This window comes from Fictibacillus sp. S7 (assembly GCF_004127935.1).
GTDB classification, from domain to species: Bacteria; Bacillota; Bacilli; order Bacillales; family Fictibacillaceae; genus Fictibacillus_C; species Fictibacillus_C enclensis.
Window position 1 is genome coordinate 2,153,320 of the sequence record NZ_QJKL01000001.1, and the last position, 16,789, is coordinate 2,170,108.

18 protein-coding genes are annotated in these 16,789 nt (G+C 42.4%); 4 read left to right on the plus strand and 14 right to left on the minus strand.

The window, feature by feature from the left end; translation table 11 throughout:
* Window positions 1-7: 7 nt before the first annotated feature.
* The 5 genes from DMO16_RS11010 to DMO16_RS11030 form a co-directional block, all read right to left on the minus strand.
* On the minus strand, window positions 8-571 hold the full coding sequence (locus DMO16_RS11010; protein WP_129477451.1) for a GNAT family N-acetyltransferase: 564 nt from the start codon (window positions 569-571) through the stop codon (window positions 8-10).
* Window positions 572-576: 5 nt separating this feature from the next.
* Window positions 577-993, minus strand: a complete 417-nt coding sequence (locus tag DMO16_RS11015; RefSeq protein WP_061967445.1) for a CBS domain-containing protein — start codon at window positions 991-993, stop codon at window positions 577-579.
* Window positions 994-1,013: 20 nt separating this feature from the next.
* Window positions 1,014-1,940, minus strand: coding sequence for a DNA-3-methyladenine glycosylase family protein (locus DMO16_RS11020; protein WP_129477453.1), 927 nt, complete (start codon window positions 1,938-1,940; stop codon window positions 1,014-1,016).
* 186 nt (window positions 1,941-2,126) lie between these two features.
* Complete coding sequence (gene ytzI / locus DMO16_RS11025) at window positions 2,127-2,291, minus strand: YtzI protein (protein WP_241840542.1); 165 nt, start codon at window positions 2,289-2,291, stop codon at window positions 2,127-2,129.
* Between the two features lie 71 nt (window positions 2,292-2,362).
* The gene (locus tag DMO16_RS11030; RefSeq protein WP_061967438.1) at window positions 2,363-2,914 is read right to left on the minus strand and encodes a DJ-1/PfpI family protein; all 552 of its coding nucleotides are present in this window, start codon (window positions 2,912-2,914) and stop codon (window positions 2,363-2,365) included.
* A 325-nt stretch (window positions 2,915-3,239) separates the two neighbouring features.
* Here DMO16_RS11030 and DMO16_RS11035 point away from each other — a divergent pair, with 325 nt between their 5' ends.
* Genes DMO16_RS11035 through DMO16_RS11045 form a run of 3 tightly spaced genes read left to right on the plus strand, consistent with a single transcriptional unit; the run spans window position 3,240 to window position 6,535 of the window.
* Window positions 3,240-4,559, plus strand: a complete 1,320-nt coding sequence (locus DMO16_RS11035; protein ID WP_061967436.1) for an ABC transporter substrate-binding protein — start codon at window positions 3,240-3,242, stop codon at window positions 4,557-4,559.
* Between the two features lie 15 nt (window positions 4,560-4,574).
* Complete coding sequence (locus DMO16_RS11040; RefSeq protein ID WP_240482184.1) at window positions 4,575-5,666, plus strand: carbohydrate ABC transporter permease; 1,092 nt, start codon at window positions 4,575-4,577, stop codon at window positions 5,664-5,666.
* Window positions 5,663-6,535, plus strand: coding sequence for a carbohydrate ABC transporter permease (locus DMO16_RS11045; protein ID WP_129477455.1), 873 nt, complete (start codon window positions 5,663-5,665; stop codon window positions 6,533-6,535). Before DMO16_RS11040 ends, DMO16_RS11045 begins: the two co-directional genes overlap by 4 nt.
* Window positions 6,536-6,605: 70 nt before the next feature.
* Here the strand turns inward: DMO16_RS11045 and DMO16_RS11050 are convergent, their stop codons facing one another.
* The 7 genes from DMO16_RS11050 to DMO16_RS11080 form a co-directional block, all read right to left on the minus strand.
* Window positions 6,606-7,442, minus strand: coding sequence for a carbohydrate ABC transporter permease (locus DMO16_RS11050; RefSeq protein ID WP_061967431.1), 837 nt, complete (start codon window positions 7,440-7,442; stop codon window positions 6,606-6,608).
* An 11-nt stretch (window positions 7,443-7,453) separates the two neighbouring features.
* Complete coding sequence (locus tag DMO16_RS11055; protein ID WP_129477457.1) at window positions 7,454-8,386, minus strand: carbohydrate ABC transporter permease; 933 nt, start codon at window positions 8,384-8,386, stop codon at window positions 7,454-7,456.
* A 62-nt stretch (window positions 8,387-8,448) separates the two neighbouring features.
* Window positions 8,449-9,732, minus strand: a complete 1,284-nt coding sequence (locus DMO16_RS11060; protein ID WP_061967427.1) for an ABC transporter substrate-binding protein — start codon at window positions 9,730-9,732, stop codon at window positions 8,449-8,451.
* A gap of 17 nt (window positions 9,733-9,749) precedes the next feature.
* The gene (locus DMO16_RS11065; protein WP_129477459.1) at window positions 9,750-12,008 is read right to left on the minus strand and encodes a glycoside hydrolase family 2 protein; all 2,259 of its coding nucleotides are present in this window, start codon (window positions 12,006-12,008) and stop codon (window positions 9,750-9,752) included.
* Between the two features lie 215 nt (window positions 12,009-12,223).
* Window positions 12,224-12,445 carry a hypothetical protein gene (locus DMO16_RS11070; protein WP_061967422.1) on the minus strand — a complete coding sequence of 74 codons (222 nt, stop codon included), beginning with the start codon at window positions 12,443-12,445 and terminating at the stop codon, window positions 12,224-12,226.
* A gap of 83 nt (window positions 12,446-12,528) precedes the next feature.
* On the minus strand, window positions 12,529-12,750 hold the full coding sequence (locus DMO16_RS11075) for a hypothetical protein (RefSeq protein ID WP_061967420.1): 222 nt from the start codon (window positions 12,748-12,750) through the stop codon (window positions 12,529-12,531).
* Between the two features lie 143 nt (window positions 12,751-12,893).
* Window positions 12,894-13,562 (minus strand): NlpC/P60 family protein, encoded by a 669-nt coding sequence (locus DMO16_RS11080; RefSeq protein WP_129477461.1) that lies wholly within the window; start codon window positions 13,560-13,562, stop codon window positions 12,894-12,896.
* A 567-nt stretch (window positions 13,563-14,129) separates the two neighbouring features.
* Here DMO16_RS11080 and DMO16_RS11085 point away from each other — a divergent pair.
* Window positions 14,130-14,792, plus strand: a complete 663-nt coding sequence (locus DMO16_RS11085) for a phosphatase PAP2 family protein (RefSeq protein WP_129477463.1) — start codon at window positions 14,130-14,132, stop codon at window positions 14,790-14,792.
* A 42-nt stretch (window positions 14,793-14,834) separates the two neighbouring features.
* Here DMO16_RS11085 and DMO16_RS11090 read toward each other — a convergent pair whose 3' ends face one another.
* Together DMO16_RS11090 and DMO16_RS11095 are read right to left on the minus strand one after the other, a co-directional pair.
* A complete protein-coding gene (locus DMO16_RS11090; protein ID WP_129477465.1) occupies window positions 14,835-15,344 on the minus strand; it encodes a TraR/DksA C4-type zinc finger protein in 510 nt (169 codons plus the stop codon).
* A gap of 90 nt (window positions 15,345-15,434) precedes the next feature.
* Window positions 15,435-16,352 (minus strand): formate/nitrite transporter family protein, encoded by a 918-nt coding sequence (locus tag DMO16_RS11095; RefSeq protein WP_074440431.1) that lies wholly within the window; start codon window positions 16,350-16,352, stop codon window positions 15,435-15,437.
* Window positions 16,353-16,789 lie beyond the last annotated feature (437 nt).

The window sequence follows — 16,789 nt, forward strand, 5'->3', positions numbered from 1 at the left end:
ATAAGGCTCACCATTTCGTATCTTTTTTCAGCAAGCTGTACATCACCAAATCCTGAAATTCCCCATCCACGAACTGATAGTCCCTTAATTGCCCTTCCGCCTGAAAGCCTAATTTTTCTGCCAGTTTAGCAGAACCGAGATTATCGGGATGGATAAGCGCGCCAATACGGTTAAGCTCCATTGTATGAAAGCCATAAGGCAATATGACACCTAATACCTCCGACATGACACCCTTCCGCCATTCACTGCGCCGTATTTCATATCCGACTTCCGCTCGCCGTTTCTTTTTTGCCCAATTGTGAAAACCGCAGGTTCCAATTACTCTTCCACTTGTTTTTTCGGCGATTCCCCAGCGGATGGTTGCCCCAGAACTGAACCCGTTCTGAAAATCCTGGATGAGTGAAGCGGTCTGTTCGATGGATTCAAACGGAATCGCTCCCCAGTACTTTACTACCTCGGAATCAGAATATACTTCATGCAGATCCTGTGCATCCTCCACTTTGATTTCTCTCAATTGATATCGCGTGGTGGAAAGTTCTGAAAACACAGGCAGTACAGAGACTGTTTCCATACTCGTTAACTCCCTTTTATCGCAAATAGCTGATTTGAGCAATATTCAATAATGTCGCTGCGGCGGACGATGCCGATGAATACATCATTATCATCCACCACTGGAACAAAATTTTGGGTCGCTATCAAACTCAGGAGATCTTCCATTTGAGCGTTAATGTACACCGACTTGATCAGCCGCTCTTTTTTTATACCCGATATGGAAAACCGGTGGCTTGTTTCGAAGTTCAGTCCGGGTGTATTTTTGATCGTCCACAAAAGATCCCCCTCAGTGACAGTTTCAGAATATCTTCCTTTATCGTCAAGCACCGGGACTGCCGTGTATCGATGGTGTTCGAGTTTTTCCAGCGCCTGACGGACGGTTGAATTTGTTTTCAAAAAAGCAACCTGTTCTTTCGGCAAAAGAAAAAAAGCAATGTTCACGATACCTTCCTCCTAGCTATCTAAATCTGCAAATCTTTTACAACGGGCTCAGCCGCAAGGCTTTCCCACAGATAATAGGTAATATACGTACTCCACGGGTGCCAGTCCTCCGCGAGTCTTCTGACATCTTCTTCTGTTGGCTGGTAATCCAGCCCCCATGCACTACGAACTCCGTTTCTTAAACCAATATCGGCAGCCGGGAGCACATCCGTCCTCCCCATGGCAAATATGAGAAGGCACTCAATGGTCCAACGTCCAACTCCCCTGATCGGCAACAGCGTTTCCATTACCTCTTCATCGCTCATCCCCCAGAGGGCATCAACATCTAGTTTTCCGTCTGCAATCATCCTGGCAAAATCAATAATATATTCTGCTTTTCTTTGGCTGAACTGAAGTTCTCTCAGCTCCTGATAATCAAGAGCTGCCATCTTCTCCACCGCCGGAAAAATAGAGAAAGGTTCACCGCTCACTTCCAGATGCTCACCGGCAAGATCAATGAGACGATCGATCAGAACACCGGCAAACGTGAGATTCACCTGTTGTCCAACGATGATTTTCACCATCGATTCGAACAGGTCCGGATCCGTCACCAGACGCAAGCCGTAAAATGACGTGATAAGAGGCGCAATCTGCCTGTGTCCTGAAAATTGGGTATAAAATTGCTTAAGATCAATGTCCGTTGAAAACATGCGTGTGACGATAACATCCAGTTCGGCCTTTTCCTCCTGGTTCAGATCATCCGGCTGATCAATCAGAAGTTCTGCCTCATCCACGCTGCCGCTGGCCTTTACATTAAGTAATACCGGCCGGTTTCCAACATGAACCATCCGTTTGTACGACTGGCTCTCCAAATCAGCATTCACAATGTTATTTTTCCCATGACTCTTCACCCTTCGGAGCATTTTAGAGAAATCAAAGGGTGAAGCAGGTTTAATTACTTTTAACATAATTTCTCCTTTATCCTTCTTTTTTGTAAAGAAAAACACATCGTGTATGCGCTCACATATTTATTATCTCTTCTTGCCCGCAAACTTTCCAGTACCAATTTCAATTCCTTCTACTCATCGTGAAAAATATTCCAACAAAAAAACACCGCTGAATCCTTCAGCAGTGCTCACTTTGCGGCAGACGGGTCAGGCGTCTCCCGAGTTTTCTCTTTTTTTTAGATAGGGATTATCGTCCAGGCTGTCGACTGTGTGTTTATACGCATGTCCTCTTGAAATAGCCAAAACAAATACGACAAGAACAAACAAAATAATAATAACGGAAATCAAAATTGTAATAAGAAGAGTTGACACAATGTACAGCTCCTTTATTTGATAATCCTTATTTTAGCATGGGCAGATCCGGAATCCCATGGACTTTCGTTCTACAATGTGCCTTTATACAGATTATAATCGTCAATACTGGAAAAGCACCCCAGCCGGTCCCCGATCAGCAGCCCAAAATCAATATATGCATTGTTCTTTGCCGTTATTATATTTTTGTCTTCAACTACCTGCCGGTTCACGGCACGCCCCGTCAGCCACTCCTTCACTTTTCTGTTTTCCTCCTCCAGATGAGGGGCTGAATAGCTTTTATTTTCCAGTATCCCTGCTTTTCCGGCAATTAACACTCCTGAGCCAATAGCAGCAATACGGACTCCATCTCTGTCGAAGCCCTTTATCAGCCTGATAAGGCGAGGATCTGACTGGCTTGCTGCCTGTCTTCCGCCAGGGAGCAGCAGCAGGTCGTATTCCAAAGGATTTATGTTTTTCAATTTAATGGTCGGATGTACAAGCAATCCGCACTCACTCGTAATTCCCCCGTGGGGCAATGAAAAACTTAAAATTTCGTAATGTCGGCTGAGGGCAGATAACGCCACCACAATTTCTACTTCCCTGAATTGGGGATAGAGATAAACCAGCACTCTCTTTTTCATGTGTCCACATCCATTTCTGTGGTACAAATGGCATACCAGTTTTTGTCGAATCTTGTATTAATCTAATTGTATCAGTACAAAAGAGGGGTGTGTATTGGGAAAATTGATGATTAAGTTATGAAAATAACTCAGTATTTAATCGTCTATTTTCCCAAATTCTCCATTCTTCCCTATAAAAACAAGTAAATAAACAAACTTTTTATCAAAAAAACAGACTTTTTCAAAAAAATTGTTGAAATCGGTTTCAGTCCAAAAGTATTTGGGTAATTAAAAAGGTCGGCTTTTTGTGAATAGAAGCTGTTACTTATTTACTAGGAGGTACTACATGAAAAGGGTTTCTGTCTTATTTATCTCTGTTTTGATTTTGCTGGGCATGCTTGCCGGCTGCTCGGGGAGTGCGGGGGGGCCGCAAGAAGAAAGCTCCGGCGACAGTTCTGCTCAAAAAGGGAAAGTCACGTTGAATTTTTGGACATTCTGGGGGTCCGAAACAAGACGTCCTGTTATTGAAAAAATCATTAATGATTTTAATAAATCACAGGATGATATTTATGTAAAACACACATTCCTGCCATTTGGTGATATCTGGACAAAAAACCTGGCGGCCATTTCTGCCGGTAATCCTCCCGATGTCATCATTAACGACATTAATTCCGTACAGCACCGCGCAAAAAACAATCAATCTACCAATTTATCTGAATATATAAAAGATGACTCTTTTAAAGGAAATTTTTATCCACGACTGTGGGATACCGTCCTGTATAAAAATGATCCGTACGCCGTGCCATTCAACACTGATACACGACTTCTTTTTTATAACAAAAAGGCGTTTAAAGAAGCCGGCCTTGATCCAAATAAACCTCCGAAGACATGGGACGAGCTTGAAGCTTATGCCAAAAAGCTCGATAAAAAAAGCGGTGACCGGTATGAGAGAATCGGTTTTTATCCGTTATGGGGATCATTCGGGCCTCCAAGCTGGCTCATGAATGCCGACAACGGAAAAGGATTCCTGTCTAAAGACAATGAGGTACAAATCAACACACCTGAAAAATTGGAAGGACTAAAGTGGCTTAAGAGCTGGAATGACCGGATCGGCCAGGAAAATGTAAATGCCTTCAAAGCCGAATTCGGAAGCGAACAATCCAATCCTTTCATTGCCGGAAAAGTCGGTATGTGGGTGGACGTTGCCACCTTCTATACACAGATCAGGGATTTTGGAAAAGATATGGATTTCGGGGTGGCGCCAATGCCTGCGAAAACCGCAGATGCCAAGCATTGGAGCGACGGTGGCGGATTTGTTGCTGAAATTCCGAAGGGAGCCAAACATCCAAAAGAATCCTTTGAATTCATCAAATATTTGACAGGAGAACAAGCACAAACCTATTGGGCGTCCAAAAATTTTGACAATGTAGCAAACAAGAAAGCTTCTGAAGATGCCCTTTCTAAATTAAGCGGCAACGACAAAATGGTTTATAAGGAGGCCGTTGATAATTTACAAGTAACGACAATGAATCCGGTTCCGGCAGATGCTCCTGATTATCAAAACAAAATCAATCCGTTAATTGATGCCGTTCTTTTAGGAAAAGAAAAACCGGAAAATGCGCTGAAAAAAGCACAGTCAAAGGTAGAACAATCACTAAAGAAATAAGGTACTCTTTTACTTTTGAAAAAGAAGCGGCCTGTCGCCACAAAGACAGGCCGTTTATTCAACCAAACGCGGATTCGCAGCCAAACAGCTGGCAAAAAATTAAATGAAGGGCGGGATGTTGTGATGGAAACAGCGTATGAGTCTGCAAAAAAAAGAAAACAGGCTGCCCAAAAGGACATTGCAGAACCTGTAAAAAAGTACAGGATAAAATCCTTAAGAAAACGTGAGGAATTATCAGGATTTTTATTTATTTCCCCATGGCTGATCGGGTTTGTGGCACTAACATTGGGGCCGCTTCTTTTTTCTTTGTATGTCAGTTTTACCAATTACAATATCACATCGAAAATGGATTTTGTGGGAACACAAAATTATCATAATATGTTTTTTAATGATGGATTGTTTTGGACCTCTCTTTGGAACACCTTATATTTCGTAGCCTTTTCCGTACCATTGACAACGGCCGGTGCTATCCTTTTGGCAGTGCTTCTTAATCAAAAAATTCCCGGAATCAAAGTGTTCCGGACTATTTATTATCTCCCTGCCGTTCTATCGGGAGTCGCTGTTTATTTACTATGGATGCAGCTTCTCAGCCCATCAACAGGTTTAGTCAACACTGCACTGAGCTGGTTCGGCATCAAGGGCCCTGCATGGCTGTTTGATCCCGAGTGGACAAAACCTGCATTGATCGTCATGAAGATGTGGAGCGTTGGCGGCGGTATGCTCTTGTATCTTGCCAGCCTCCAAGGTGTTTCAAAAGCCATGTACGAAGCAGCAGATATTGATGGAGCGAGTGCTTTTCGAAAGTTTTTCCATATTACGCTTCCCATGATCACACCCGTGATCTTTTTTGATATTGTAACAAGCCTGATTGGAGGATTCCAAATCTTTCAGGAAGCGTACGTCATGACGGAAAATGGGGATGGAGGTCCTGTGAATTCCCTCCTGTTCTATAATTTGCATATGTGGAACAAAGCATTTGAAGTCTTTGACATGGGATATGCTTCAGCGATGGCATGGTTCCTGTTCGTCATTGTACTGGTTTTAACAGTCATCAACCTGAAATTCGGAAAACACTGGGTTCATTATGGCGGAGGGGATGAAAAATGAGTACGAGGCAGCACGCACCAAAGTTCTATGAAACCATGTCATTTAGAAGAAAAATGAAGAAATCTTTTGTTCTCTTTCTTCTGATTCTCGGCAGTATCGTTATCCTGTCACCCGTTTGGTGGATGATCTCTACGTCTTTGAAAACTCCTGGAGAGATTGCCCAATATCCTCCCTCATTTATGCCGGAATCCTTTCAATGGAGCAATTATGTGAAAGCCTGGCAAACGGCCCCCTTCACCCGGTGGGCCCTCAATACCATTTTTATTACAGTATGTGTAGTGATTGGAAACGTCGTAGTGAACTCTTTTGTAGCTTACGGTTTTGCTAAAATCCGGTTCAGAGGAAAGAATCTTCTGTTTACACTTGTTCTATCCACCATGCTGATTCCGGGGTTTGTTATGATGATTCCCCAATATATGCTATTTTCAAAGTTGCACTGGATCAATACGTATTTACCATTGATTGTTCCCGCATTTTTCGGAAATGCATTTTTCATTTTTCTGCTGCGCCAGTTTTTCAAGACCATTCCTGATGAGATGATTGAAGCAGCCAAAATTGACGGCGCAAACCATTTTCAGATCTGGTGGAAGCTTGCGATGCCGCTCATGAAGCCCGCGGTCATTACTGTGGCCATTCTTTCTTTTAATGGCGCATGGAATGATTTCCTTGGACCATTGCTCTACATTAATGATGAGAAGCTATATACACTTCAAATCGGACTGCAGACTTTCAAGGGTACGGTGCAGACCCAATGGCATTATTTGATGTCAGCATCGGTACTTGTCCTGCTACCTGTGATTCTCATCTTCTTCTTTTTTCAACGGTACTTTATTGAAGGCTCCAACATCACCTCGGGAACCAAAGGATAAAAAAAAACGGGTATACCGCCATCTGGTATACCCGTTTTTTATGAGTTGAATGTTTCATAGCCATTCAGAATTAATTTTTCATACCGGCAGAAGCAATTCCCTGTACATAATACTTTTGGAAGAATACAAAAATGATCAACAGCGGTATGGTAGCCATCGTGAGGGCTGCCATAACATGTCCATACTTTACAGGCGGCTGGTGGAAAAAGAATTGCATCCCGACCTGCAGCGGTCTGACACTGTCGTCCGTAGTGGCAATCAAAGGCCACATAAAGTCTCCCCAGTGGGTAATGAAGGTCAGCAGAGCCACCGTAATAAATACGGGTTTCGATAACGGAATCACAATCTGAAAAAAGATTCTCAGGGTCGATGCTCCGTCCATCCTTGCCGATTCCTCAAGCTCCTTCGGCAGGTTCAAGAAGAATTGCCGGAACATAAAAATATTAAATGCATTGGCAATGAACGGAATAATGAGCGCCTGATACGTATTGAGCCAGTCAAACTCATCAATGATCAAATATAGCGGAAGCAAAATGCTTTCAAACGGAATGATAATTAAAGCTACCACTGCTGAAAACAAAAGATCTCTTCCCTTGAACTGCATTCGGGCAAATGCGTAAGCGGCAAGCGAGTTCACAAACAAGCCGAGAAGAACAATCACGGATACATACAGCGTACTTGTCAGCAAATAGCGGATGAAGGGAATTCGTTCAAATACCCCCGTATAGTTGTCCAATGAGAATGTATAAGGAACAAAGGCTCTAAATGATTTCAAATCCGCAAAAATTTCCGGCTCGGTTTTAAATGACGAAACCACCATCCAAACAAGAGGAAATAAAAAGAGAATGGCCAACAAAATGAGAACAACATACAAACCGATTTGTGCAATGATTCGATTCTTTTTCATACATTCTCCTCCTATTCTGTATTTTCTTTAATGAACCTTCGCTGCAGTATGGAAATAATCAATACGATCACAAAGAATAAAATGGCAATAGCGGAGGAATAACCAACATCCCGGAATTTAAAGCCGGTTTCGTACACCATATAAACAAGCGTTTTCGTAGAATCAAGCGGCCCTCCCTGCGTCATTACGAATGGCTGTATAAAAAGTTTTGTTGCCGCAATCATTGTAACGATGGCAATAAAGGCAAGAATATTGCGGATTCCCGGAATAGTAATATGAATCAGCTTTTGCCATGCATTTGCTCCGTCGATGGATGCTGCTTCATATTGATGATCCGGAATATCCTGAAGTCCCGCAAGAAAAATCATCATTTGATAGCCAGCACCCTGCCAGATACTCATAAAAATAATAGAGTACATTGCCTGGTCTTTATCCGTCAGAAATTGAAACGGCCCCAGACCGACAATATTTAAAATGGAGTTTGCCAAGCCATTGTCAGGATTATAAATAAAGGTCCAGAGGATGGATACGATAACCATCGATGTCACAACAGGTGCAAAAAAGGCCATCCTGAAAAATTTTATACCCATTAATTTTTGATTGACCAAAAGCGCAAGGGCTAGTGCAACAAGCGTTTGTACAGGAACGACAATCACTACGAAAAGGGCTGTATTGCCCAGTGATTTCAGGAAGAGGCTATCCTCTGCAAGCCGCTTGTAATTTTCAAATGCGACAAATTTCGTTTGTTCCGGGGTTAGAAGATAATAGTTTGTAAAGCTGAAATATAACGCAAGAATAGCTGGAAGAATTAAAAAAACAAAGAGCAGGATTATGGCAGGAGCTACAAAGCCATAGCTGGTAAACAAATTTTTTCTTTTTCTTTGCTTCGGGCTCACTGTGGGCAACGGATTGTTTACGTTTGTTTTTTGGGTAATTGGTTCCATCCTTTTCTCCTTTCCGCGTAAAAATATATGAAAAGGAGTGACATCATCACTCCTTTCCCTTCTTATTTTTTAAAGCGCTGAAGCTCACGGTCAGTGTCCTTTGCTGCTTTATCCAGTTCTGGCTTTACATCCTGTCCCAGCGCAGCTGCTTGGAACGCTTCAGCAAACTTGGCGCTCAGCACTGGATAGGCTGGAGTGGCCGGACGGGCTTTTGCCGTATTCAATACCTGGTCTTTGATTACCTTTTTCGGAAGTTTGTCATACTCTTTAATTTCCTTAAATGCGGATTCTCTCGCCGGGGGCATTCCGGTAATCTTTGAGATTTCAACGACGGAATCCTTATTGCTCATCCATTTTACAACTTCCGCCGCTTCCTTTGGATGCTGAGATTGGCTGGAAACACCAAATGCCCAAGAGCCTGAAGGAGACACTTTCTTCTTGCTGTAAGGGAAATAGGTCATCCCCCAATCCAGATTTTTATAGTCTTCAAAACCAGGAATCAACCATACTCCGCCGATCATCATAGCGGCTTTTCCTTCTTCAAAATCTGCAGGTCCGTTGGAAACACTTACAACCTTTGATTTAAATAAACCTTTCACATAATTCAACGCTTCTACCGATTCCGGCCCGTTTAAATAGCCTTCTGCTTTCGTTCTGTCCTTGTTTAGCAAGAGCCCGTCATTGGACCATACGAATACAGAACCCATGTACGTAAGCCACTCACCGACCCCAAGATCCATGTGCATGGTAAGTCCGCGCACATCACCTTTTGTCAGCTTTTTGGAGGCTTCCATGAACTGGTCCCACGTCCATGCTTTGTCGAGTGTTTCAGGAGCCTGAATACCCGCTTCTTTTAATAGTTTTTTGTTATAAAAAACTACAATGGAGGATTCCATCGCTCCAAGTGCATAAAGCTTGCCGTCATATGTACCTTGCTGGATGATGGATTTGGCAAAATCCTGTTTGTCACTCTTCTCCACATAATCATCGATTGGTGAAAGAATACCGGTAGCTGCATAGTTTCCGACAAAGGGACCATCCATATCGAGAACATCCGGCAGTCCATTGGAGGTGGCAGCTGCATTGATTTTATCTTCATACGCATGACCTGTACCGCTTGGGATAATATCAAGCTTTACATTAATTTTACCTTTGTGTTCTTTGTTAAACTCGTCAATCCTCTTTTTATAAAAGTCGACTTCCTTGGGCTGGCCCTGGTGCGCCCACATCTTAAGCTGCACCTCCCCGCCTTTCTCCGATCCGGACGCTCCCTGCTTGTCGTTGGAACAGCCAGCCATCGAAAATGCAAATATAAGGCAAAACAGCAGCAATATTCCCTTTTTCATAGAATTGCCTCCTCATTTTATAAACGTATGGGTGATTTAAATGGATCCTGCACCTCATCTTCAGATGGAAGCGACCGGATCACTTTGTCATTTTCCATAATCAATGTACCGTTCATGTCCTTCAGTTGGCCTGTTACGGTAACCGTCTCCCCTTTCGCAACTGGAAGGGTTAACGATTCAAACGACTGGACGGAATCTTTCTCAATCAATGGAACGGAAAATTTTTGCTGATCCACCAGCGTTCCATCTTCCAGGAACACTTTGTAGGTCACTTCATAATTTTCAAAAGCTACATTATAATCATTGATGATCCATGGTATAACCGTGGCTGTGCGTCCAAGTTCACCTTCCGTAATATCTCCGTTGAACGACAGATGGAGCGGTTCAAAAGCCTTTGCCATGGCAAAGTATGCTTTCTTCGGCTGGCGGTAATAGTCGATAATGGACCAGTCAATGGAAGGTCCGGTATTTACAAAGTGAAACTGAAGCAGTCCGCCTACCTGATTGTATTTCTTCCTTCTTAATGCCTCCGTATGTTCCTTGTAAAACTGCACCTGGTAATCCTGGGTGATGTTGATAAGATCCTGAAGCGACTGGGTCATCACAGATCCCATCATGGTCTGGTAAATGTTCGTCTGGAATCCCCATGTGCGGTAGATCTCCCAGTTAACCGGCCAGAGAGACTCCTGATTCATAAATTTCTTTAAGGAATCTTCATTTGGAATGGACTGAGTGCCGTATTCTGTTACAAACATCGGATTATAGAATTCTGCGTCCTCAATTTTCCCCCAATACCATCCAACCCAGTGAACACTTAAATGTGTACCGATATAAGTTGTAAAATCGTCAAGTGTCTCAAAATAGTGTGGAAGATCTTCATCAGAGACAAGGACTGAGTTTTTTATTACAGGGCGCAGGCTGTCGAGTTCCTTAACCACGCGCAGCAGCATATTATCCAGCTTATTGTAATCATGATAGCGGGATTCACTATGGCATGACCAAAGAATGATGGACGGATGGTTATACAGCATTCGTATAAAACGCCTGGCGACATCCTCTGCTCTTTTTATAAAAAGACCTGTCGATTCATAGCCCCACTGAAAGGGCAGGTCCTGAAACACCATAATCCCCTTTTCATTGCACAGCTGGTAAAACTCTTCCTGTTCAGCATGCGCAAACAAACGGGTGGTGTTCATATTGGCGTCCAGCATCATCTGGACATCGAGCTGGTAGGATTCCTTGGTCATCAGGGAAAGGAACTGGTCGGACAAGTAATTGTTGCCTCTGATAAAAACTCTCGTTCCATTGAGATAAAAGATCCAATTTTCGTCCATTTTGATTTCTTTAATCCCAAATATTTGAATCTTTTTATCAACCAATACCCCGTTTGCCCAAACCTCAATCACAGCTTTATAAAGATGGGGAAAACCAAGCTCCCATGTCCACCACAATTTTGGCTGGGACAGCTGGTCGGTCATTGAGTAACTGCTTGTTCCCGGCCTCTGGAAATAACTTTGCCGTTTCCATCTGTATATTTTCCCCCTGAAATTATGAGGCAAAAAGGAGACCTCCACATCAATCCTTGCTTCCTTGCTGTTGTTGTTGTTTAATTCAACGTCCAGGTAGATGGTGGCTTTCTTATAGTCATCCTTCAAGTAGGGTGTAATCTGGATATGCTCAATATGTACCTTGCCTCGTTCCTCCAGATAAACATCCTTCCAAATACCGCCCGGGTTGATGAGTGGATTCGGATAGTGAGCGTTCACAGAAGAAGGGACCTCGGGGCAATCGGTAAGCCCTTCCTGGTTCACTGGAAGACAGTCCCAATGATAAAGCCCGCCCTTGGCAATCTTTTTCCTCTCCGGTCTCGTATCCAATTCTGAGGTCACTTTAACGACCAGAATGTTTTCCTCGCCATTATGGAGAAAATCGGAAACATTGAATTCAAATGCATCAAAGTCTCCTTCATGCGTTCCCAAGTACACACCGTTCAACCAAACTTCCGAATAATAATCTACCGCGTCAAAACAAATATAAAACATTTTATCGGACTTTTTGGGTGGTGCCCGGAATGTCGCCTTATACCACATCACCCCCTGAAAATCTTCATAACCTGCTTTCTGCCAATGAGCAGGAACAAGAATGTCTGTCCATGTTAACTCTTCAGCATGGTAAACCGGCTTATTTCGAATATTTCCTTCCAGCTGGTCATCTTCATCCTGCACACATTTCCAAATTCCATTTAAACTCAGTTTTTCTCTGCACTCTCTGCTCATCTTTATCACCTGACTTTTCGGGTATAAGTGTATGTTTTCTATTACTTTATGGGCCAGAGCCAAAGAACTTCACACTATTCTGAACTTTTCCCTTGTTACCGGTTGTGTAAACACCTTTTTTTGCCATTATCATCCACATATAAAAAAGAGGCACCGCTTCACCCATGAGGAAACTGGCTCATAATGATATGAAGCGGGACCCATGCCATTCCATCTTATTTGGTTCCTTTTCCTTTTGTCAGATGGCAAGGGACTCCATGGCCCACTGCTCCCGGATGGCTCATTTTTTCGATATATGACAGCCCTCTCGCACACTGCGTCTTGCATGAAATACAGGTCGAGCTTGTGACCATTTTTACTGTATGTGCGTACTTGTTGACCGCCTGATCATACTTGGATGTCTTTTTTGCCGTTTTCTTCGCTGGTTTTTTCGCCATTTTTCTTCCTCCTTGCCTCACATCTTTCATATGATATGAAACGGGTAAAGAGGATGACACTGGGCAAAAACAAAAAAAACCACTTACAGAAACAAGTGGTTTTCATCATATTTTAATTCAAACTCCAGCGTGTTGTGATTCGCAAGTGATAGTATATAGTCGCTGTCTCTTCTGTCATAGGAAGCCAAAAAGTCCCTTAGCGGCATGTGATATTTGTTCCACACAATATCCATCAGCCAGTGCTGGCTCACCTCAAAATATTCTCCGTCAAATCGATCAATTTTGACAGTTTCACCTAAATACATGCCTAACACTCCTTTCACAGGAAGGTAAACTGCATTAAGGCCCTACAATATATCTTAAATTATACTATAGTATTCAGAAAAGTGAAACAGTATGACAAAGAATAAATAAAAAAACAGACATATTTAATATGCCTGTTTTCCTGTTATATTTTCTTTGCTCCAAGATATTTAGGAGCCCAGTATGGATTTTTCATAGAAGCAATACTTACACCCTTCGAAGATGAGCTGTGAATGAACTCGTTATTGCCAATATAAATTCCTGCATGGGATGCTCCGCTCTTATACGTATGGAAAAACACCACATCGCCGGCTTTTGGCTTGCTTACACGTGTCCCTTTCAAATAAATACCTGAAACCGTGCGTGGCAAGTCTACTCTCTTGGCTTTTTCAAACACATAATTGATATAGCCGCTGCAGTCAAAACCTTTTGGTGTCGTTCCGCCCCATCGGTATGGAACACCCTTATATTTCTTTGCCACAGTTATTACACTTGCTGAGCTGCTTGAAGAACTTTTCTTTACTGCTTTTTTTACGCCCAGTGCTTTAAATGTGTTTGAGCCGGCAATGCCATCCGCTTTTAACCGTTTTGCTTTTTGAAACTTTTGAACTGCTGATTTCGTATATGTACCATAGTAAGTCGTTGTCTTTTTATATGTAAAGTATCCTTTTTTCTTTAGGACGGTCTGTAATTGTTGTACGTCTTTACTGGTCATACCTTGTTTTAATGTGTGATCGCCAAGCGCTGCTTTACCTACGATCGGATTGAAAGCCATCATTCCTACTAGTGCCGCTGCCGCTACCAATTTTTTCAAAGCATGTATCCCCCTAGAATCTGTATTACCAATGTTGGTATTTTCTTCTTGCTAACTTACTTAGATTCTACCAACAAAATATGACATCCGTGTTTTAGGAAGATTACATTAATATTACAAAAAGAGATAATTCCCGATTTTTCGTGACATTAAACCTAAAGAATTCCTCAAATTTTTCCAATACTAGTTAAAATATGGAGGGGGATTTCCGCCATTTGCTCTACCCATCTTTTATAGTAGGTCTTTTCGCCCCTTAAAAAGTAGTGTTTATAAAATGTCCCATCATATATTGGAACATTTAGTGACTTTTAGCATTCATTTCTAAAATACCTTCCTTTAAAGGGGTGCTATAGGCTTATTTTTACGCTATGATGAACAAGAACCCGCATGATCTCATGTGGGTCGTATCCTGTTTTTGGAATGTCCATTTCTCTTTTGGAAACGCCGGCATTACTGAAAATATGGTATAATGTGGTAATCACCTGTGTTCGGTTTATAGTGTTCATTCGGGTAAAATAGGGTAATACATTGTAAGTACTTTTTATCACGGCTAAAGGAGTAGTGACTTTGAGTAAATTAAAAATGCATTTCTTTCCTTTGTGCTTAATGCTCTCTATTCCGCTTTTGCACTCTTTTTATGAGTTGCTTAATAATGGAGACCGTGGAGCCAGGAGCCTTATCACATCGTTTGACCAGCAGATCCCTTTTATTGAAGCATTTATTATTCCCTATGTCTTTTGGTATATTTTCATCTTTGGCTTGCTGTTTTACTTTTTTGTTTATGACCGGTCTCTCTACTATAAGACTTTGTTGAGCCTTACCACCGGAATGGTCATTTGTTATGTTATTTACTTCTTTTTTCAGACCACTGTTCCAAGGCCTCCTCTGGATGGAAACAGCATTTTCACGTCCATGATCCGTTATATTTATTCGGCAGATGAACCGTACAATTGTTTTCCAAGCATTCATGTGCTGAGCAGCTACCTCATGGTAATTGCCTCCCGCCATTGTAAAACAAAGACACCCGTTTTTGTTGCTTCAGTGGCATTGATCGGATATCTGATCATTTTTTCCACCCTTTTTGTTAAACAGCACGTTATTCTCGATGCTTTTGCCGGCATCCTGCTCGGAAACATTTTGTTTAATTTAATCTTTTATTTTAAACCCATACTGGAATATGCCAGCAGCAAGAAGTACGCCAAAAACAAAAAAGCAGCAGAACCCCGCTAGAGGGACTGCTGCTTTTTTATTGGGTAAAAAATAAGGAGCGGCTCAGGCGTCCTCTCCTTTGTTTGATGCATTTCCATGTGTGTCCATAATTTCGTCTACCGTTCTCATCCGGCTGTCTTCAAGATTCTTTTCTCCATTACGGACAAACGAGGGTTCTTCAATTTCGTACTGGTCACTGATTTTTCCTTCCTTGTCCGCTACCGCCTGCGCTTCAACAGTCCGTTTGGCATAAGGAAGAGCTTTTAATCTTTCGTAAGGTATTTCTTCTCCCGTGTCAACGCATTTCCCATAGGTACCCTCTTCGATACGCTGGAGCGCTTCGTTAATGTCTTCAAGAATTTCCTCTTGATTTTCATCAAGCGCCATTGCCATTTCGCGGTCATATAACTCACTCCCCATATCACCAAAGTGGCTGTCAACTGAGCTGATTTCCCCTGTAGACTCCTGCAGGCTTTCCTGGCTCTCCCTTAACTCCTGCTGTTCCTCAAGCTGTTTCTTCATCCCCAGCAATGATTGTTCGAGTTTGTTGATTTGCTGTTTTGTTAAGCTCATGATGGGCCTCCTCATACTTGTTAGTGATTACTATTTACCCTATTTATCCGAAAATAACACGCATTCACCTGCTGAACATACATAATCACATTATGAGTGCTGACCCTTTTTATCCTTATGTTCGATTTCATCGATTGCCTCTTCCTCTTCCTTCAATACCCCTTCATCAATTTGTTCTTTATAAGCGTAAGACAAGAGCAGAGATACGAGAATGGCGCCGCCGACTAAATTCCCAATGGTAGCCGGAAATAAATTTAAAAGGATAAATTTGTACCAGCTGATATCAAAGCCTTCAAGAACGGATATACTGAAATAACCCATATTTGCTACCGCGTGTTGAAAGTTGCCGGCCTCAAAGATAATGACAGGCAGCATAATACCAAGTATTTTCCCTACAACATCCCTTGCCGCAGTAGCAAGAACCGCGGCCGCTCCAATGAGCCAATTGGCGAGGATGCCTGAGAAAAGGACCTGAAACCAGCCCCATGTGCCACGATGCGTAAATTCCATTTTCTTTTCCATAAAGGTTAGCAGATGATCGTAAAATTCCCCATGCAGCGATCCTGAAAAATTGAGCAGGAAGCCGACAAATAAAGCACCAAGGAAGTTTCCTATGTAACAGATCAGCCAAAAATAGAGCAGTTTTTTGCTGATCCAGTAATTGCTTTGCATGATATAACTGGGAAGGAGAATGTTTACTTCGGTAAAAAGGATTGAGCCGGATAAAAAAACCATGGCATAGCCGATGGTAAAGCCGACCCCTGCAAGCAGATTCATTACCCCCTGGCTGTCTACTTCTATTGTAAGCAGTACTGAACCGAGTGCTCCAAATGCGATGAACGCTCCCGCCAGAACCGAAAGAATGAACTGGGCCATATACGTCGTTTGCAGGGATTCCTTTCCCTTTGTAATAAAACTTTCTACAATTTGAGCAGGAAAATAATATTGCCGCTCCGGTTTCTTTGGCTTCGTTGTTTCTGAAGCTTCGTTTTCAGTACCTTTACTCATCCACACCCCTCCATTTCCCTGCTAAGATTCCCTGCCGCTACATGCCTCAAACACAAGTGAAATAATGTTCATAGCGTTCCCCGAAAATCTCCGTGTTATGATGACGAATAGGAAGAAACAAAAATAAGGCGCTGTTTATGTGAATGAACATAAACGTGCGCCTCATTTAATGTACTTGCTATTCACTTATTGATTTTCCTTTCTTTACTTAAAACACATGCCTTGCATTACTTGCAGACTTGCATCTTTCAGTTTATTTTCCTTCTTTGGATTCCCACATGCCCACATGATGCGAAAATAGTTTTCACGGACTATTTTCCTTTGCGCCATGATTCTAGCATGTTTCGCTTACCGTTGTCATTGGAACCACGTCCTCTGAATTAATGCGTACCCGTCACTGGTTTCCCACATGTCCACATATCGCAAAACCAGTTTTC